General features: G+C 37.8%; 12 protein-coding genes. 11 read left to right on the top strand and 1 reads right to left on the bottom strand.

The window, feature by feature from the left end:
- Nucleotides 1-16 precede the first annotated feature (16 nt).
- The 6 genes from GO621_RS14360 (at nt 17) to GO621_RS14335 (ending at nt 13,206) form a co-directional block, all read left to right on the top strand.
- Complete coding sequence (locus GO621_RS14360; protein WP_157568241.1) at nt 17-3,301, top strand: SusC/RagA family TonB-linked outer membrane protein; 3,285 nt, start codon at nt 17-19, stop codon at nt 3,299-3,301.
- Nucleotides 3,302-3,333: 32 nt separating this feature from the next.
- A complete protein-coding gene (locus GO621_RS14355) occupies nt 3,334-4,851 on the top strand; it encodes a RagB/SusD family nutrient uptake outer membrane protein (protein WP_157568239.1) in 1,518 nt (505 codons plus the stop codon).
- A 61-nt stretch (nt 4,852-4,912) separates the two neighbouring features.
- Nucleotides 4,913-6,598, top strand: coding sequence for a fasciclin domain-containing protein (locus GO621_RS14350; protein ID WP_198170257.1), 1,686 nt, complete (start codon nt 4,913-4,915; stop codon nt 6,596-6,598).
- A 73-nt stretch (nt 6,599-6,671) separates the two neighbouring features.
- The gene (locus GO621_RS14345) at nt 6,672-8,135 is read left to right on the top strand and encodes a fasciclin domain-containing protein (protein ID WP_157568235.1); all 1,464 of its coding nucleotides are present in this window, start codon (nt 6,672-6,674) and stop codon (nt 8,133-8,135) included.
- Nucleotides 8,136-8,153: 18 nt separating this feature from the next.
- Entirely contained in the window at nt 8,154-11,366 is a 3,213-nt protein-coding gene (locus GO621_RS14340) for a SusC/RagA family TonB-linked outer membrane protein (protein WP_157568233.1), read from the top strand.
- A 25-nt stretch (nt 11,367-11,391) separates the two neighbouring features.
- Complete coding sequence (locus tag GO621_RS14335) at nt 11,392-13,206, top strand: RagB/SusD family nutrient uptake outer membrane protein (RefSeq protein ID WP_157568231.1); 1,815 nt, start codon at nt 11,392-11,394, stop codon at nt 13,204-13,206.
- A 245-nt stretch (nt 13,207-13,451) separates the two neighbouring features.
- On the opposite strand, the gene GO621_RS14330 is transcribed toward GO621_RS14335, so the two are convergent.
- On the bottom strand, nt 13,452-13,877 hold the full coding sequence (locus GO621_RS14330) for a c-type cytochrome (RefSeq protein WP_157568229.1): 426 nt from the start codon (nt 13,875-13,877) through the stop codon (nt 13,452-13,454).
- A 169-nt stretch (nt 13,878-14,046) separates the two neighbouring features.
- Here GO621_RS14330 and GO621_RS14325 point away from each other — a divergent pair, with 169 nt between their 5' ends.
- The 5 genes from GO621_RS14325 (at nt 14,047) to GO621_RS14305 (ending at nt 19,531) form a co-directional block, all read left to right on the top strand.
- Nucleotides 14,047-15,714: a M28 family metallopeptidase gene (locus GO621_RS14325; RefSeq protein WP_157568226.1), complete on the top strand. Its 1,668-nt coding sequence runs from the start codon at nt 14,047-14,049 to the stop codon at nt 15,712-15,714.
- Nucleotides 15,715-15,905: 191 nt separating this feature from the next.
- The gene (proB, locus tag GO621_RS14320; protein WP_157568224.1) at nt 15,906-16,940 is read left to right on the top strand and encodes a glutamate 5-kinase; all 1,035 of its coding nucleotides are present in this window, start codon (nt 15,906-15,908) and stop codon (nt 16,938-16,940) included.
- A gap of 385 nt (nt 16,941-17,325) precedes the next feature.
- Complete coding sequence (locus GO621_RS14315) at nt 17,326-18,573, top strand: glutamate-5-semialdehyde dehydrogenase (RefSeq protein ID WP_157568223.1); 1,248 nt, start codon at nt 17,326-17,328, stop codon at nt 18,571-18,573.
- A gap of 28 nt (nt 18,574-18,601) precedes the next feature.
- On the top strand, nt 18,602-18,805 hold the full coding sequence (locus GO621_RS14310; RefSeq protein ID WP_157568221.1) for a DUF2683 family protein: 204 nt from the start codon (nt 18,602-18,604) through the stop codon (nt 18,803-18,805).
- Between the two features lie 45 nt (nt 18,806-18,850).
- Complete coding sequence (locus GO621_RS14305; protein WP_157568219.1) at nt 18,851-19,531, top strand: hypothetical protein; 681 nt, start codon at nt 18,851-18,853, stop codon at nt 19,529-19,531.
- Nucleotides 19,532-19,541 lie beyond the last annotated feature (10 nt).

Raw genomic sequence — 19,541 nt, 5'->3', positions numbered from 1 at the left:
GCTCAATAGAACTGGTATGAAAAAATTCTACACTTATATTCTTTGTTTTTCAGTAATTTTTACAACTGTCAATTATACAGCTAAAGCCCAAACTACAGATAGGATTCTTATTAAGGGCAAGGTTACAGACAGTAAGGACAAAGCAGCAATTATCGGAGCTTCTGTTGTTGAACAGGATAACGAGAAACGTACAGTTACCGGCGTAGCTACTGATATTGATGGTAATTTTGCTATAAGGGTTTCAAGCACAAAAAATAAACTTTCTATTTCTTATATCGGATACAAATCAAAAGTATTTGAAATTAATGACCGGAGGACTTTTAACGTTGCCCTGGACCCTAATTCAAGCACGCTAAACGAAGTATCTATTGTTGGCAGCAAGTCGGTAAGCAATGGTACAGGCCTTAATATAGATGTGCGTAACCAAACAACAGCCATTTCAACTATCAGTGCGAAAGACCTGGAAGAATTGCAGGCAACTTCTATAGACCAGGCATTGCAGGGACGTTTACCGGGCGTTGATTTAACAGCTAATTCCGGTGATCCCGGGGCAGGAATGTCTATCAGGATACGCGGAACTTCTACGATCAATGGTGTAACAAATCCTTTAATCGTGGTTGATGGCATGCCTTATGAAACTACCATACCTGCAGATTTCAATTTTGCAACAGCAGATGAACAGGGATATGCAAGCTTATTAAGTATAGCCCCGTCTGACATACAAGATATTAGTGTGTTAAAAGATGCTGCCGCAACCGCAGTTTGGGGTTCTCGTGCGGCAAACGGCGTATTGATTATTAATACAAAACGGGGAGCTGTAGGAGCACCTTCCATTACTTATACTTTTAAAGGGTCTTTCTCTAAACAACCCAGCGCGATCCCTTTGCTTACCGGTAACCAATATTCTGAATTAATACCCGAAGAAATACAAAATGTAAGAGGTACACCATTAAATACACTTACTGCAGTCGAGTTTCAATATGACCCTAACAATCCTTATTACTATCACAACTATAGTAATAATACCGACTGGGTAAAGGCTATTACACAAACCGGCTATACCAATAACCATAACATATCTATAACTGGCGGAGGTGAAAAAGCCAGATATTTTGCTTCATTAGGTTATGATGGAGAAAAGGGGACTACTGTGGGTACAGGGCTTGACCGGATTAATACCCGTTTCAATTTAGATTATATTGTATCAACTAATCTTCGTTTTCGAGCAGACGTAGCCTATACTCACAGTCTTACACAAGGCAATTATTATGACCCTACAAATAAAAATTTAAACGTAAGAAACGTGGCAATGACTAAAATGCCCAATATGAGCATTTATGAATATGATGAGTATGGTAACCTAACGCCCAATTATTTTTCGCCTGCTTCAAATATTCAGGGCCAGTATCCTGCAACCTATAATCCTGTCGCCATGGCAAACACGGGGGTAAATAATACACTTGATGATCGTGTTACGCCACATTTTAACTTACAATATTATATAATTCCAGGCTTATTAACTTCAACTGCTGATGTGCAATTTGATATTAATAACAGTAAACAATCTACATTTTTACCTCAAACAGCTACAGGAAGGCCAGTAACAGAAACAGTAGTAAACAGGGGCTATGGTTATGACATAGATGTATTTAATGTTCAGTCAAAAATAAATTTTATAGCAACGCCAAAGTTGGGTGAAAATCAAACCTTTCAAGGTTTGTTGTCCTTGCAGACTTATGATAATAAAATAGTTAGCGAGTCACAATTAACATCAAATACAGCTTCAACTATTCTTCAGGATCCATCTGCTGCTTCACGTACACAAAACTCAGAATTGGGTATAGCTTCTGGTTTAACCGAAACGCGGGCTGTAGCCGCTTTATTAAGTGCACAATATGGATTATTTGACCGTTACCTTATAAATATTGGTTTAAGGGGAGACGGCAACTCCAGATTTGGCCCCAACCATCGCTATGGTTTATTTCCTTCAATTTCAGGAAGATGGCGTGTATCTGGTGAGTCATTTATGAAAAAGTTTACTTTTTTAGATGATTTTAGTTTTCGGGCAAGTTATGGACAAAGCGGCAACACGCCAACAGCTGATTACTCTTTTTATAATACATACGCTACATTTCCATGGACTTATTTAGGCCAATCAGGTGTTTATTCGCAAAATATACAGTTGGATAATTTAAGATGGGAAAAAACTTCAGGTACTAATGTCGGGCTTAACCTCATTATGTTTAAGAACCGGATTAATTTAGATGTCGAAGTATATAGAAACCGAACTACAGATTTGCTTTTTAATACCAATAATCCATTAGCTATCCCAACTTATACTGGTTATAGTGGAATTAGTATGAATGCTGGTACTTTAGATAATCAGGGTTTTGAAATTGGCTTAAACACAACTCCGCTTAAAACAAAAAACTGGATCATAGATTTTGCTTTTAATATTGCCCATAATGAAAACGTAATGAGAAGTATTTCCCCTTATGTTTCCTTATCAACAGGTAATACTACTTTAAACGGACAATTTTTATCAACTATACAATTAAACAATCCGCTTGGCTCTATTTATGGCTATAAATATTTAGGGGTATATAAAGATGCTTCAGAAACAATTGCTACCGATAAAAATGGTAAACAAATTATCGGCCCTAACGGGCAACCGGTGCAAATGCGCTTTAATTATCCTGCAACAGATTATTTATTTCAGCCTGGTGATGCAAAATATCAGGATGTAAACCATGATGGTGTAATTGATTACCGTGATGTTATTTACCTGGGAAACGGCAATCCTAAAATTACAGGAGGCTTTGGGCCGACAATTACCTATAAGCGTAATTGGAAATTAAACTTGTTTTTCAGCTATCGTGAGGGATTTGATTTAATTAACAATACCATGATGACTACTACTAACATGTACCAATACAATAACCAAAGCACAGCGGTATTAAGAAGATGGGAGAAACCTGGTGATGTTACAGATATACCAAGGGCATTATACGGCTCCGGATATAACTGGCTTGGATCATCACGTTATGTGCAGGATGGCTCTTTTATCAAATTTACTTCAGCTACTTTAAGATATAATCTAAGTCAGTCTTTTGTTAAGAAATTAAGTGTAAAAAATGCAAGTATTTACGTAACAGGACAAAACTTAATGACATTTACAAAATATTTAGGCCAGGATCCCGAAGTATCGCCCAGGGCATCTGATATCTACAGACAGGCTATCGATAATTCAACAACACCTGCAAGCAGAATATATACTTTAGGTTTAACAGCTACTTTTTAAATAGAGATAAAAATATTTTAATGTACAAATTAATGAGAAAACTTATAAGGATTAAAGGCAAATTGGCGGTTCTTATTCTGATCATGTTATTTTCCTGCTCATGCAATAAATACCTTGATCTTAAACCACAGGATGGCATTATAAAAGATGAATTCTGGAAAACTAAGGAACAGTTGCAGGCAGCAGTAATTGGGTGTTATGCATCATTACTTGGTTCTGCAACCGGTAACGGTACCGGTAATGACAGGCCATTAGCTGATGTATTGTTTGTTTGGGGAGAAGCCCGTGCAGATATGGTAGGAGGAGGGCCGGGAGTTACTGTTGACGAAGTTGGTATCCTTTCCGATAATATTTTATCAAGTAACTCTTTTACAAACTGGGCGCCTGTATATAAAATTATCAATTACTGTAATACTGTTCTTGATAATGGTCCTGGAGTAATGCAATATGATAAAACCTTAACGCAAACCCAGTTAAATGCTTATTTATCAGAAGCTTTAGCTTTAAGGGCTTTAATGTACTTTTATTTAGTTAGGAGTTTTGGTGATGTCCCGTTAAAATTAAAATCTACTGCAAGTGATACTGATTTGCAGCAATTGACTAAAACAAGCCAGAAAGATGTTTTAGCACAAATACTTACAGATTTAAAGCAGGCAGAAAGCAATGCAGTATTTTCTTATGGTGATAATGCTTCTAACAAAGGCCGTATTACTAAATATACTATTTATACTATGGAAGCTGATGTTTACTTGTGGATGGATGACTATAATGATTGTATTACAGCTTGTGATAAAGTAATCAATTCTGGCCAGTATGGGCTTGTAGCTGGTACAGGTGGTTGGTTTAATACTTTATATTATAATGGTAATTCCAGTGAAGGGATTTTTGAATTTCAATTTGACAGTCAAAAATTAAATCCTTTTTATGCTATGTTTTTAACTAACAAAGCAAGGTATGTATCAGGCGCTACTGTGATGGATGATTTTTTTGGTATTGATTTTAATGATGCAACTGATTATGATATCAGGGGGTCGGGCGCTTCTGTAAATACTAATGACAATAACATATTCAAATATGTAGCAGCAACATCTACTACTTACCGTACCACGGATGTATCCTATGCACATTGGTTTGTATATCGTTATGCCGATGTATTATTAATGAAAGCTGAAGCTTGCATTAATGTAAATCGTGGTCAGGACGCACTTACTTTAATAAACCAGATTAGGACCAGGGCACATGCAATTTATCTTACTGCACAAAACCCAAATGTAACTGATGTAAATGGCATGACAGATTACTTACTTGCAGAACGAGGCCGTGAATTTGCTTTTGAGGGAAAACGGTGGTACGACCTGTTGCGCAATGCCAAAAGGAATAATTATGCCAGGATCGATATTTTGCTATCGGCTGCGATTAGCAGTGCACCTCCGACCTCTCAACAAGCTATTCTCAATAAATTAAAAGATGTAAATAGCCATTATTTCCCTATTTACTATAATGAAATAAGAGTTGACCCAAACCTGGTACAAAATCCATTTTATCAATAATAATTTAGTGCAAAAAATGATTATGAAAGGAATTTTTAACAAATATAAATTGACATGGTATATGGCAATTTGTATAACTATAATTGCCTTTTTAGGCAGTTGTAAAAAGCAGGAATACCCAATACTTACTTCCAGTACTTTAAATATAACCCAGTATCTGGAGGCAAATCCTACTCAATTTACCTTATTTGACCAGATTTTGGAGAAAAGCGGGTATTCTGGTTTCCTGGGTGCGTATGGCGCCTATACGTTGTTTGCCCCGACAGATGATGGCGTAAAAACCTATTTAAAAGCAATAGGAAAATCAAGTGTTGCTGACATCGATGCAAATGCCTGTAAGGATATTGTAAAACTTCATTTGATACAAGATACTATAAGCACTACGCAATTTACAGATGGTAAATTACAAAGTATTACCATGTACGGGCAATATTTAATAACGGGTGTTGCTAATGTTAACGGCACAAGTAAAACAACCATTAACAGGCAGGCTAACTTAGTAACAGGTAATGTAAGGTTAGGAAATGGTATTGTGCATGTGATTGATAATGTGCTAACTCCTGCTAAGCTTACCATTGCGCAAATGGTTGAACAAAGCTCAAAATATACCATATTTACCCAGGCATTAAAGGCAACTGGTTTTTATGACACCCTAAATGTTCCGGCAAATAGCAGCACAAATGCAAACCGTAAATTTTTTACGCTATTTGCAGAAACTGATTCTACATTTAATGCGGCAGGCTTTAGTAATTTTGCTGCGTTGCAAAAGCGGTATTCTACAAAGGGAAATCCCAAAGATCCAACAGATAGTTTATACCTGTTTGTAGCCTATCATACTGTTCCGGATATCAAATACCTGGCAGATGTAATTACTTCACCATCTCTTGCTACGCTTGCGCCTCAGGAAGTTATCACTTCTTCCTTAAGTGGCACTACCGTTTTATTAAATGAAACCACGTTTAATGGTAAATTAGAACCAGGTGTTCCTGTCAATCGTGCTTACAGTGATAATTCAACCACCAATGGTGTTCTTCATGCGGTTAATACTAATTTTACTATAAAAGTCAGGGCACCAACAGCATTGTACTTCGATGTGGCAGATCAACCTGAATTAAGAAAAATAACTACTGTATTTAGGAAGAACGGAACCAGTACTATCATTAATTACGGTCAATTAGCTGGTGTCACCTGGGACCGGACTGCAAGTACAATTACTTATACTTGTGATCCAACAACTTCTTCTAACTACCACATTTATTATGACCATTTAGACTTTGGTTTACGTTTTGGCAACGCATCTGTAATTAATTGGATTGAATTTACTACACCATTATTGGTTAAAGGACAGTACAAGGTTTGGATTTGTTATCGGGTAGGTGTTCACGGTCAATACACACAAGTTTCCGTTGACGGAAATCCACTTTCCAGAATAGTAAATCTGAGCAATGTTGCTAATTCAAACGGTTATTTGCCAGATGTTACTGCAACTGATGATGTATTAGCAGCACAGGGTTTTAAAAGATATTCTGCTTCAGCCCCTTTAACACTTAATACACAGGTTGGGCAATTAGCAGGCACAGTTAATATTACCTCGACAGACAGGCATAAGATCAGGTTAACAGCCATAAAAGATCAGGGAAGTAACTCTACTGGTGTTACTTTAGATATGATCCAATTTATACCAATAAATCAGGATCAGGTATATCCTAAATTTTATCGGGACGGAACATTGATGCAGAGGCCATAGAAATTTCAATAAGTATTCATCATCCTGAAAAGTTTCAGGATGAGGAATTTGATAAATTTAAAACTTAACAAGGATGACTTATAAACATACATACTTCCTTTTATTATTATTTATTGTAGGCTGTGTTACTACGTCATGCCAAAAGCAATGGGATAAGCATGATAGTATTACTGATGCACAGTTGGGTAAAAACCTGATGGACCAGATCAATCAAAACCCCAACCTGAGCACTTTTAGCGGGTACTTGGTTAAAACAGGTTATGATAAAGTTATTTCATCCTCAAAAACTTTTACAGTTTGGGCGCCTACTAATACTGCAATGCAAAGTGTTGATGCAACAATATTAAATGACACGGCCAAACTAAAACAGTTTGTAGGTAACCACCTATCAAATCAATCTTATTTAACTAATGTACCGCAACCTTCTGTTAGGGTGCAAACTTTAAACGGAAAATTTGCAACGTTTACCAGTACAACATTTGAAGAGGCTAATATTACACAAGCTAACCAATATGTAGGAAACGGCATTTTGCACATTATCGATAAAGCAATTATACCTAAATTAAATATCTGGGAATATGTTAACAGTTTAACTACAACAGGTTTAAAGCAAAAGGCATATTTACAGGCACTAAATTATACTTATACTGATACTTCCAAAGCAACTCAAACTGGTGTTGACCCAACAACAGGCAAACCTGTATTAAAACCCGGAACCGGAGTTATTAGTGCAAATACCTATCTAAAAACAGTATTGGATGTAAGTGATGAAAGTAAACAATATACTTTTATTGTGTTGGCTGATGCAGCTTACGATAGCGAACGAAGTAAAGTAACTAAATATTTTACAACCACCGGCAGCTATAATACGAGTTTGGATAGTACTACTTATTTAAGCGCAAGAAACGTTGTAAAAGACTTGGCATTTAATACACTGATTACGCCTGCGCTGCTGACAGATACCTTGCTTTCTGTTAATAATGTAAAAGTGCCTTTTAATAAAAGTGCAATACTTTCTACTTATACGGCCAGTAACGGTATTGTGTATGTAATGAGCAGTGTTAATTTTCGTGTAAAGGATAAAATAACACCTATATACATTCAGGGAGAAAACCCTGCAGGCTTTGCTACTACTGATAAAAGGGCTAATATACTTTATCGTATCCGTAAAGATCCCAACGGGAATATCTTTAATGATATATTGGTTGCAGGTAGCAGCGCAGGTTCTTTGCCTGCTTCCTATTATGCAAGGTATAATGTTCCAAACGTATATGCTGCTACATACACAGTTTCCTGGCGGGCCTTAAATGATACAGGTACTATATTTTCTCAGACGTTAGCTTTTGGAACCTATAATGCAACACCTTCTTTTACTAGTACTGCAGACCTTAATACCTATGATGAAAAACGCCTTGGCAGCTATACAGTTAACAAATATGGTAATTTAAATATGTTTATGGTTGGTGCAAACAGTACAACTACTGGCCAGAACAGCTTCACGTTTGATTACGTAAAACTCGATCCTATAATACAATAAGTTTAATAAACCTAAACTATGCGAATATTTACTTTATTATTTAAAAGCCTATTATTTACCTCGCTCGTGTTTGGCGCAAACAATTTATTTGCCCAGCAACTCGATAGTACAAAAAGAACGGTTGCAGCACCTGCTACAGTAAATGCTATAGATAAAGGCATAACAATAAGAGGAACAATAAAAGATGCTGCTACAAATAAGCCGTTAGCAGGTATAAATATCAGTGTGTTTGAATATTCGGCAGCTATAACTGGCGATAAAGGTGAATTCACGATTAAAGTTCCTAACATTAATGCTGTTTTAACTGTCTCTGGCCAGGGCTTTCAAAGTAAAGATGTTCCTTTAAAAGGCCGTAAATCTATATCTGTCAGTTTATTTGAAGATTCCTATAATTCTATATATGATATTGCAAAAACACCGTTTGGGCAAACCCCGCAAAACCAGTCTGTCAATTCATTAGCCAGTATCAGCACACAAGGCGGATGGGAAACCAATAACGAAACAACCGATTCTTATTTACAAGGAAAAGTTGCTGGTTTAAACGCAATCAGGCGTTCAGGTACTCCCGGAATTGGCGCTAACCTTTTCCTTCGCGGATATTCCTCCTTATATGGCACCAATAAACCGCTTATTGTTGTTGATGGAATGATATATGATGATAATCATTACGGTAATTCATTGATAGGTGGGCATGTTTATAATCCCTTAGAACAAATTGATTTTAAGGACATTGATAATATTACTGTTATTAAAGATGGTTCATCTATCTATGGTACCAGAGGGGCAAACGGCGTGATCCTGATTAGTACAGCTCATGCTCCAGAATTGGCAACACGCATAGATTTTGGAGTTGATGGCGGGTTTAATTTTACACCTTCCAATCTACCGGTTTTAAAAGCAGCAGATTACCGGACTTATTTATCAGATGTATTAAGAACAAGCGGTTTAACCGATGCTCAAATTCAGGCTCAGCCTTACATGAATGATGCTGTAGGCAGTTCTACTTATGCCCAATATCATAATAATACAGATTGGCAGAAACAGGTATTTAAAAATAGCTATAATACCAACTATTACCTAAAAGTTTCCGGTGGTGATGAAATAGCAAAATATGCCCTTTCTTTAGGTTATCTTGGTAATGATGGTATTACTCAGGAAACTAATTTAGCCCGTTATAATACCCGGTTTAATGCAGATTTAAACCTGACAAAAAAGTTTACTGCCAGCGCCAGCCTTTCCTTTACTTATGCACAGCAAAACTTGCGCGACCAGGGTACTAATTATAAAATAAACCCTATTTATGCAAGTCAGATAAAATCGCCTTTGGTAGGGGTACATTCGGTAAATGCCCAGGGAGTAGAATCCCCTAACTTAACAGATGCTGATATTTTTAATATTAGCAATCCTGCTGCTTTAATTGGAAGCGCCCAGGAAACCAATCAGAGCTATCGTTTTTTCGGAATAGTAAATTTTAAATATCAGTTCAACAGATATTTAAATCTGCAAACCGGGATTGGTATAACATCTGATAAAATTCGTGAAAACACTTTTATACCAAGGGCAGGTGTAGTAAATGATACTTTAAGCAACGCCATTGCAGATAGCAGATTAGGTACGCAGGTCCAGCGTTTATATAGCATTTATAACGATACGCACTTATCTTTCGACAGAACTTTTAATCGCATTCATCATGTTTCAGCTAATTTAGGCTTCAGATATAACAGCGATAATACTCAGGATAATTACTCCTTAGGGTATAATTCTGCTACCGATCAATTAATTAGTGTTACTAATAGTGTATCTGCTTTACGCAGGACTGGCGGGGATTTAGGCAAGTGGAACTGGCTGAATAATTATTTAGGACTTGATTATCAACTATTAGGCAAGTATTTATTTTCCTATAATATGGCTGTAGATGGTTCTTCCCGTTTTGGTACACAAATACCAGGAGTGTTGTCTATAAGCGGAAGTAAATTTGCTGTGTTACCTTCTATAGCTGCTGGTTGGCTGATTTCTTCTGAGAAATTCATGTCAAACGTTAACTTTATTGAATTACTAAAGTTAAGAGCAAGTTATGGCCTTACAGGTAATGATGATATTGGCAATTACACAGCCCGGCAGTATTATGTATCCCAAAATTTATTAGGAACAGAAGGTTTGGTACGCGGGAATATAGGAAATCCGCAACTGCAATGGGAACGAAATAAAAAGGCAAATATCGGTATTGATGCCTCCTTTTTAAATGAGCGCTTATCTGTAAGCATTGATGCTTATCAGAATACTACTGATAAAATGATTGTTTATGAACCGCAGCCTACCACATCAGGTTTAACTTATGCCATCACCAATAATGGAGGCATGCGGACTAAAGGGTTGGAAATGGCTGTAAATGCCCGCATTATTAACCATTCAAATTTTAAATGGGATGTGGGGATGAATATTGCTGCTTATCGTAATAAAATTACTGAACTTCCTGGTACTCAAATGCTAACTACTTATGCCGGTGGCACCATATTAACAGCTCAGGGATTACCTGCTAACTTGTTTTACGGCTATAAAACTAATGGTGTTTATACATCAGATGCAGAAGCTGCAGCAGCGGGCACGAATCATCAGGGTATAAGTATAGTATCTTCTACCGGAGCATTAGTAAAGTTAAAAGGCGGCGATGTAAGATTTGTAGATACTAATGGAGATAATATTATAGATAGCAGGGACATGCAGGTTATCGGTAACCCTAATCCTGATTTTACCGGTGGTTTCAACACGCGTTTCGCTTATAAAAGGTTTACGTTGGATGCTTTATTTACTTTCAGCAAGGGTAATGATGTTTATAATTATACGCGCCGTGTTCTTGAATCTGAATCAGGCTACCAGAACCAAACACTTGCTGTAGTAAACAGATGGCGTGCTGACGGGCAGGTAACGGATATTCCTAAAGCAACTTATGGTGATCCGATGGGAAATTCCCGCTTTTCTGACCGATGGATAGAAGATGGGTCGTACCTGCGTTTAAGAACAGTTTCCGTTTCTTATAATGTTCCCGTTAAAACTAAATTTTTAAAATCTGTAAGGGTTTATTTAACAGGCAATAATATATTTACTATGACTAAATACTTAGGCTATGATCCAGAGTTTAGTGCCACTGAAAGTTTACTTACTCAGGGTATCGATACCAATCTGGAACCTATTTATCGATCAGTACAGGTAGGTGTAAGAGTAGGATTATAAATTAGAATATTTTTATAGAATAAATATGAAGAAGAATTTACACTGGTTATTGAAAATATTGTTGGTAATCTTTGTTACCATAACGTTCTCCTGTAAAAAAACGTTCGATATTACCCCCCAAGATCAGGTTGATGTTAGTCAAAACTACCGAAATGTTTACGATGCAAATGCTGCGGTAACAGGCATATATGGAAAATTACTTGGCATTGCAAAACAATACGTAGTATTAAATGAGTTGCGTGCCGATTTGATGGATGTAACTACAAATGCAGATCAATACCTGCGTGAAATTAACACACACAATGTTACAACAGGTAATCCCTATGCTGATCCGCGGCCGTTTTATGAAATCATTTTAAACTGTAACGATGTATTGAAGAATTTTAACCTGATGGTTCAGGATAAAAGGATGACTTCTGCCGATTATGCCCAACGTTATTCTGACGTGACTGCTGTCCGTACCTGGTTGTACCTGCAGTTAGGCATTCATTTCGGTACAATTCCTTACGTTACAGATGCTTTGGCAAACGTTACCGATCTGCAGGATCAGACTAAATTTCCGAGATTAACTTTTGATCAGTTGATTGATAAGCTGATTAACACCATGACAGCATTACCTTATCTGGATGTTTACAGCGCAACTATTAATGGGACCGGAAACAATGCTTCTCTTATAACAACCGTAGATTCTTATAATACACAAAACTTTTTCATTAATAAATATTGTCTTTTAGGCGATCTCTATTTATGGAAAGGCAATTACACAGCAGCAGCAACGGCTTATCGTTATGTTTTAGAAACCGGAACAAGGCTTGGTTCAACAAACGCCTTATATTTTATCCAGTATAAAATTCCTTTTGCTTCAGTTACCGATAACAACGACCTTTCTGTTGGTTATTTAAGGTACCGGGAACAGGACATCAATACCTTAATCAATAACAATAACCAGGGATGGCGGTCCATTTTTGCCCGTGCACAAGATAACTTATTTAATTCTGAATGGATATGGATTATGTATTTCGATCAGAATTTTAGTCCGACGAATCCTTTTATTGATCTTTTCTCAAACCAAGGCGGAAGTTACTTGGTAAAACCATCTCAATTAGCGATGGACAACTGGAATGCCCAGACACAAAACAATAACTTTCCTTATGATCAGCGCGGAAGATTTACCGTGCAAACTATTAATGGCCAACCGGTAATTATGAAATATCTGTATAATTATCTGGACCCAACTACTTTTATACCTACTAATGTTTTACAGAAAAACGGCCGTTGGTTTTTATATCGTGCAGCTACCTTAAACCTTCGTTTTGCCGAAGCTGCTAACCGTGATGGTTATACTAAATTAGCTTATGCTTTTACAAATGTGGGTATTAATACGGTTTTTAACGGCTTGTATCCTACTCCTGTAACTGCAGCTACCAGTACAACTCCCAGTAATTTGCCTACAGATGTTACTAATATCGAGCAAACATTTTATCCTGCACCGTATGATTTTGATGCCCGTACCGGTGATGCACCACGCTATCGCTCTCCCTGGTTACAACAAGTTGGTACACGTACACGTGCTTACTTAAAGCCGTTAGATCCCAATATATACATGACAAATCAGTTGAACATGGAAAACGCCATTATTGACGAAGCTGGTTTAGAGTTAGCATACGAAGGCAACCGTTGGCCAGATTTAATGCGCATTGCACGGCGCCGTAATGATCCTTCTTTTCTGGCGGAAAAAGTTTATCAAAAGTTATTGAGAGATGGTAATGCAGATGCAGCAACGGTAAGAGCAAAACTAATGAATCCGGCAAACTGGTATTTACCATTTAAAATGCAGTAAGGCCTAATAAATTAGTTGTAAACGAAGCAAGGCTTTTAACATTGTCTTGCTTCTTTTTTTGATGCTTCTTTTATCGATAAAAAATTAAGATCAGCTCTAACTGCTGTCATATCAGTTGTAAGGAGGAATCTTCTTCAAAGGAATAATGGATTGTAGATTAGCATTTCTCCTCCCGTAAAGAAAAAAATCTCTAAAACAAAAAACCTCAGTTTACTAAAACTAAGGTTTTTTTATTGAAAATTTCTCTACTTTGTTTCTTTAAATTCTTTAATCTCCGGATGCGCTTCGCCATGGTGGCAGGTATTACAATTAACTGCTGCCATTGCCATCATGCCATTTTCACCTTTTTTAGTGTGAAAATATTTTTTGTTGATCTTCCCGGTCATGGTGTACATCTGTCTCGCCATTTGTTTTTCAGGTTTGGCATCGCTTGTCCAATCCATCCTTTTTGGGTCAGTAGCTGAAGGAGCGTGGCAAAAGTTACATTTTACGCCTAATGCTGCACTCCATTGCTCCATCACCTGATGGATATTTTCCCTGCTGATATCTTTAGGTAATACTTTTAAATTATGTTTGGGTTGTGCTGGCGCTTCCTGCAAATCTGCAGTGGCACCCATTGCAGCAACAGCAGAAATTAATAAGGTAAATATGAGTGTTTTCGGCTTAATCATTTTAAATAAAGTTTGGTGAAGCAATTTATACAATTATCAGAACTTTAACTATAGGTAACAGAAAAATCAAGCTTTAAAATATCACTTGAAGCAAAATTTGTGAACATAAAAATAGTAAATAAGAATATATTTATACAAAAAGCAGGTTTTATGTCCTATAATTGCTTGCATGAAAGTTTTTGTTTCTTTATTAGCCTTTGGCATACTGTTTTTACCGGGTAAAAATGTGTACAGCCAGAAATTAAACAAGCCTGTTCCTACAGATTCTTCTGCTATAAAAGTAATTAATGCAGGTAGTTTAGCTAAACGGATCCAGGTTTTAGCTTCTGATGATTTTATGGGAAGAAAACCCTTTACCGCAGGAGAAACTAAAACGATCAATTATTTAAAAGACCAGTTTCAGCAAATGGGCCTGAAACCCGGGAACGGCAACAGCTATTTTCAGGATGTGCCCATGGTTGATATCGCTTCTAAAGCTGCCGGTCCGTTAATTATCAAAGGTAAAAACGGCACGCTCAGCTTAAATCCTTTAGAAGATTTTACCGCAACTACACGCCATGTTCAAAACCAGGTGCAGGTTAATAATTCTGAAATGGTTTTTGCCGGTTTCGGTATCGTTGCGCCGGAATATAACTGGAATGATTATGCGGGATTAGATGTAAAAGGCAAAACCGTTGTGGTAATGGTAAACGATCCGGGCTTTTACGACAGCAAGCTTTTTAAAGGTAAAAACATGACTTACTACGGCCGCTGGACGTATAAATATGAAGAAGCGGCAAGGCAGGGCGCAGCAGCTTTATTGATTATTCATGATACCGCTCCTGCAAGTTATCCGTGGACAGTGGTGCGCAACAGCGGATCAAAATCTAAGCTTTATTTGCAAACTGCGGATAACGGAAAATCACGCGCCTTGCTGGAAGGATGGATCACCCAGGAATCAACACACAAACTTTTTAAACTGGCAGGGATCTCGGAAGAAGTGATCGAATCTGCCAAAAAACGTGGTTTTAAAGCAGTGAGTTTAGGTTTGGATGCTTCTTTAACGCTTAACGTTACTACCAAAAAATCAACTTCGCATAATGTGGTGGCTGTTTTACCCGGAACAAAACGTGCCGGTGAATACTTGATTTTTTCTGCCCATTGGGATCATTTTGGCATCGGCGAGGCGATAAAAGGAGATTCTATTTATAATGGTGCGGTTGACAATGCCACCGGAACAGCCGGTTTGCTAACTTTGGCCGAAGCTTTTTCTAAACTGAAAACCAGGCCCGAACGCTCCCTGATGTTCCTTGCGGTAACGTCGGAAGAGCAGGGCTTGTTAGGTTCAGAATATTACACCACGCATCCGATCGTTCCCTTAAAACAAACGGTTGCCGATATTAATATGGATGTTTTGAACACCTATAGCCGTACAAAAGACCTCGTGGTAGTGGGTTACGGGCAATCAGAAATGGACGATTACGCCAAACGTGCTGCTGCAAAACAAGGCCGTGTCATTACACCAGAACCTGATCCTTCCGGCGGCTGGTACTACCGTTCCGATCATTTTAATTTTGCAAAAGTTGGCGTTCCTTCTTTGTATCCTGAAGCTGGCGTTGATGCTATTGGCCATGGCGCAGCCTGGGGAAAAGCCAAAACTGCCGATTACACTAAAAACCGTTATCATTCGCCTTTTGATGAATACGACCCTAAAACCTGGGTTTTCTCCGGGATGGTAGAAGATGTGCGGCTGTTATTTGATGTGGGAACAACCCTAGCAAACGAAGCTGTTTTTCCGAAATGGAAAGCAGGATCGGAATTTAAAGCCATAAGGGAAAAATATAGAAGCGAAAAGTAATCAATAATAGTAGGTTAATCACCGTCATCCGCCTAACCCTCTTTAAAGGGGGGTTGCAACCGCCACCTTTCCAAATTCTGCTTAAAGGCTTTAGAAAGGTAGCCGCCATACTTCCCCCTTTGAAGGGGGTTAGGGGGATGATAAATACGCTTTATAGTAAATAAAAAGCAATCATTCATTTCATAAAAGTTTTGACAAAACCAATTCTTGTATTAAAATTTGGAACAGCTTCCATCACCCAGAAAAACGGAGAGCTGGACGAAGCTGTTATTGCAGAAATTGCACGCCAGGTGGCGCAGCTTCATCAGCAGTACAACATCGTGCTGGTATCTTCGGGTGCGGTTGGCGCGGGCAAGCATTTTATTAAAAATTACAGCGGGACCATCAGCGAGCGTAAAGCTGCCGCGGCCATCGGCAATCCTTTGTTATTAGGCAGGTACGCATACTTCTTTTATCCCTATAAAATCAGTATTGCACAGAGTTTATGTGAACGTACGCATTTCTCTAACCGCAAGCAGTTTTTGCAGTTGAAGAAAACGTACGAAGAACTGTGGGCAAACAACATCATCCCGGTTGCCAACGAGAACGATGTGGTGAGCGATTTGGAACTGAAGTTTTCGGACAACGACGAACTTGCCACCTTAATTGCCGTTGGTTTTGGTGCTTCTTTATTGCTGTTCAGCACTTCTGTTCCCGGTGTTTTAAATGCGGATGGAAACGTTATCCCGAAGATTGAAGTGATTGATAAAAACGCACTTTCTTTAGCCAATAAAGAAAAATCTGCTTTAGGTTTAGGCGGAATGGTTTCCAAGTTAACTTTTGCGCGTTTAGCAACACAAATGGGAATTAAGGTAGTAATCTTTGGAATCCGGACAGAAGACGGAATCTTAAATGCGATTCAGGAAAAAACCGGAACACTTTGTTTGCCTCAAAATTGTACCATTCCTGCCCGTAAAAAGTGGTTGGCAAGCGGAAGTTTAGTTACCGGAAGGTTACAGGTTGATGCCGGCGCGCAGCAAGCTTTACAAAACGGAAAAAGTTTACTGGCTGTCGGTATCAAAAATATTATAGAAAAATTTGAAAATGGTGAAGTGTTTGAGATTTTAGACGAGCAGAACCAAGCCATTGCCGTTGCCCGCGCACGTGTAGCTTCGGAAGACATCAATTTAAATCAAAAAGCAGAAAAAGTTACCGTAGCGCATGCAGATGAAATTGTGTTGTTATAAAGTTATGTTTTTTAAAAGAAAGTTGTTTTTAACGTTCTTTTTGCTTGATCAAAAAGAACCAACGAAATCAAGACAAACCCGATCCCTCCGGGCGTTTTGTCGGGCCTGCGCGCCAAGGTGCATACCTTGCAAACGGTTCTGCCTAAATTAACTGAAAAGTTTTAAATTGAAAGCAGTTAATAAGCGCTGCAGGATCATCGTTATAAAGGTAGCCACTCAGGTGCGGTGGGTTGAATGCCGCCCGGACGCGATCCGGCATTCTTGATCTTTTGGTTCTTTTCCATCAAGGGAAAAGAACGTAAAACCAAGCAACCGAAGGTTTGCTTATTATGAATCTAATTAAGCTTCTTTTATCAACCCAGAAGAAAGACATAAAATATTAAAAATGGAAACTATTCAGTCATTATTAGAAAACGCCTCCAAAGCAAAATATGCTATCAGCAAGCTTTCTGATCAGGAGAAAAAGCTTTTGCTAGAAAAATTAGCGCATCAAATAAAAATACATACAACAGAAATTATCGATGAAAATCAAAAAGATTTAGATCGGATGCATGATGCCGACCCGAAGAAAGACCGGTTGCTGTTAAACGAAGCACGCATCAATAACCTGGCAGAAAGTGTGCTGGATGTTTCTTTGTTAACCGATCCCGTTGGCCAGATTTTATCCGAAAAAACCTTGCCTAACGGTTTGTTCATTCAAAAGAAAACCGTTCCGCTTGGCGTTGTGGGTATTATTTACGAATCGCGCCCAAATGTTACCATTGATGTTGCTGCGCTTTGCATTCGTTCCGGCAATGTTTGTGTGTTGCGCGGTGGCACCGATGCTTCTTTTACCAATGTTTTTTTAGCAGAACTGATCCGGGATGTTTTGGAAGATTTCGGTTTGGATAAAAACATCGTCCAGCTTTTACCAACCGACCGCAAGTTTATTTTAGAAATGCTGACAGCCGTAAAATATATCGATGTGATTATTCCGCGCGGCTCGCAGCAACTGATCGAATATGTACGCGACCATGCGAAAGTTCCGGTGATAGAAACCGGCGCAGGCGTTTGCCATACTTACGTAGAAAAAACTGCTGATCTGGAAAAAGCTGCAGCAATTGTGGTGAATGCAAAAGTTTCGCGTCCTTCTGTTTGCAATGCGCTCGATACCATTTTAGTGGATGAAGCCGTTGCCGAAAAACTACTGCTAAAAACAGCATCGCAATTAAAAGATTACCAGGTAGAAATTTTTGCTGATGCACCTGCATATTTAATCCTTAAAAAAAGCAATTATCCTTACTTGCAGGAAGCTAAACCGGAAGATTTCGGCCGCGAATTTCTTGACTATAAATGTTCGGTAAAAACAGTATCTGGTTATGAAGAAGCGCTGGAACATATTTCCAAATATTCCTCCAAACATTCAGAAGCCATTATTTCCCAAGACCCCAACTTGTGCGAAAACTTTTTAAATGAAGTAGATGCTGCTGCGGTTTATGTAAATGCTTCCACCCGTTTTACCGATGGTGGTGAGTTCGGTTTAGGTGCTGAAATTGGTATTTCGACACAAAAATTGCATGCGCGCGGCCCGTTTGCTTTGGAGAAATTAGTTACGGAGAAGTGGATGGTTAGGGGAGATGGACAGGTGCGGTAAAAATAGTAGGAATTTAGTAAATTTGAATATGGAAACATTGATTGTACAACCCGAAAACAAAGAGCAATTGGTTGCGCTAAAAGCTTTTATGAAGGCGATGAAAATCAAATTTCAAAAAGAAGACAAACCTTACAGTCAAGCATTTATTAACAAAATGCAACAGGCAGAAGATGATATAAAAGCAGGCAGAACAACCAAAATTGAACCTACGGATATGTGGAACTTGAGCTAATAGAGGTTATTAAAAAAATAAATATTTTTTAATTCAAATTCTTTTATGGCTGAAGGTGAATATCTGTATTATAATCTTCCTGGTACTGGTTATGTCAGAGTTTATACTCAAAATAAAATAGTTGTGCCTCATAAGTTAATTGAGAAAAAATTTGCTAAAAATTTTTCTGGATATAGATTAATATCAAAAGATATTAACTTAATATTTGAAGCATTAAGTGAACTGAAAAGTGCTAATGATACTAAAAGCATAATCAATCAGAGTCTGACTTTTTTTATAATTATTACTTACGGTAAATGCTTTGCAGAAGCTGATGAGCGGGATGTAAAATTAGAAACAAGTTCATTAAAATTTTGCACAGATTCAGAAAAAGGTCTTCACAAAGAACTTTTAAATATTAGAAATAACTATATCGCTCATGCAGGGAAATCGTTAATGGAAAAAAATCTTGTGTTAATGACAAAAATTAAAACCGATGATGGTTTTGGATTTACAGTTTTTGATAGTGGAATCTTTATGTCGAATTTTAAAATAGATAAAAGAATAGAACTGATTGAATCTCTTGCTGCTCACGTGAAGCAGTATGTAGAAGAAAAAATAGATACATCGTATACAAAACTTCACACTTACATAGCCGAAAATTTAAATTGGGAAGATTTTGACAAAGAATGTTTTATACCTAACGACAAAGAACTAATCAAAATTGAAGATATTGAATTTATCTAAATAAAAGATT

Source organism: Mucilaginibacter arboris, from assembly GCF_009754915.1.
Classification (GTDB): Bacteria; Bacteroidota; Bacteroidia; order Sphingobacteriales; family Sphingobacteriaceae; genus Mucilaginibacter_A; species Mucilaginibacter_A arboris.
This window is presented reverse-complemented; position numbering and strand designations above follow the sequence as displayed.

Bases quoted from the DNA above. Each gene is read 5' to 3' on its own strand.
- GO621_RS14330 (WP_157568229.1), bottom strand. From the start codon at position 13,877: ATGATTAAGCCGAAAACACTCATATTTACCTTATTAATTTCTGCTGTT.
- GO621_RS14345 (WP_157568235.1), top strand. From the start codon at position 6,672: ATGACTTATAAACATACATACTTCCTTTTATTATTATTTATTGTAGGC.
- GO621_RS14305 (WP_157568219.1), top strand. From the start codon at position 18,851: ATGGCTGAAGGTGAATATCTGTATTATAATCTTCCTGGTACTGGTTAT.
- GO621_RS14335 (WP_157568231.1), top strand. From the start codon at position 11,392: ATGAAGAAGAATTTACACTGGTTATTGAAAATATTGTTGGTAATCTTT.
- GO621_RS14350 (WP_198170257.1), top strand. From the start codon at position 4,913: ATGGCAATTTGTATAACTATAATTGCCTTTTTAGGCAGTTGTAAAAAG.
- GO621_RS14340 (WP_157568233.1), top strand. From the start codon at position 8,154: ATGCGAATATTTACTTTATTATTTAAAAGCCTATTATTTACCTCGCTC.
- GO621_RS14325 (WP_157568226.1), top strand. From the start codon at position 14,047: ATGAAAGTTTTTGTTTCTTTATTAGCCTTTGGCATACTGTTTTTACCG.
- GO621_RS14360 (WP_157568241.1), top strand. From the start codon at position 17: ATGAAAAAATTCTACACTTATATTCTTTGTTTTTCAGTAATTTTTACA.
- GO621_RS14310 (WP_157568221.1), top strand. From the start codon at position 18,602: ATGGAAACATTGATTGTACAACCCGAAAACAAAGAGCAATTGGTTGCG.
- GO621_RS14315 (WP_157568223.1), top strand. From the start codon at position 17,326: ATGGAAACTATTCAGTCATTATTAGAAAACGCCTCCAAAGCAAAATAT.
- GO621_RS14355 (WP_157568239.1), top strand. From the start codon at position 3,334: ATGAGAAAACTTATAAGGATTAAAGGCAAATTGGCGGTTCTTATTCTG.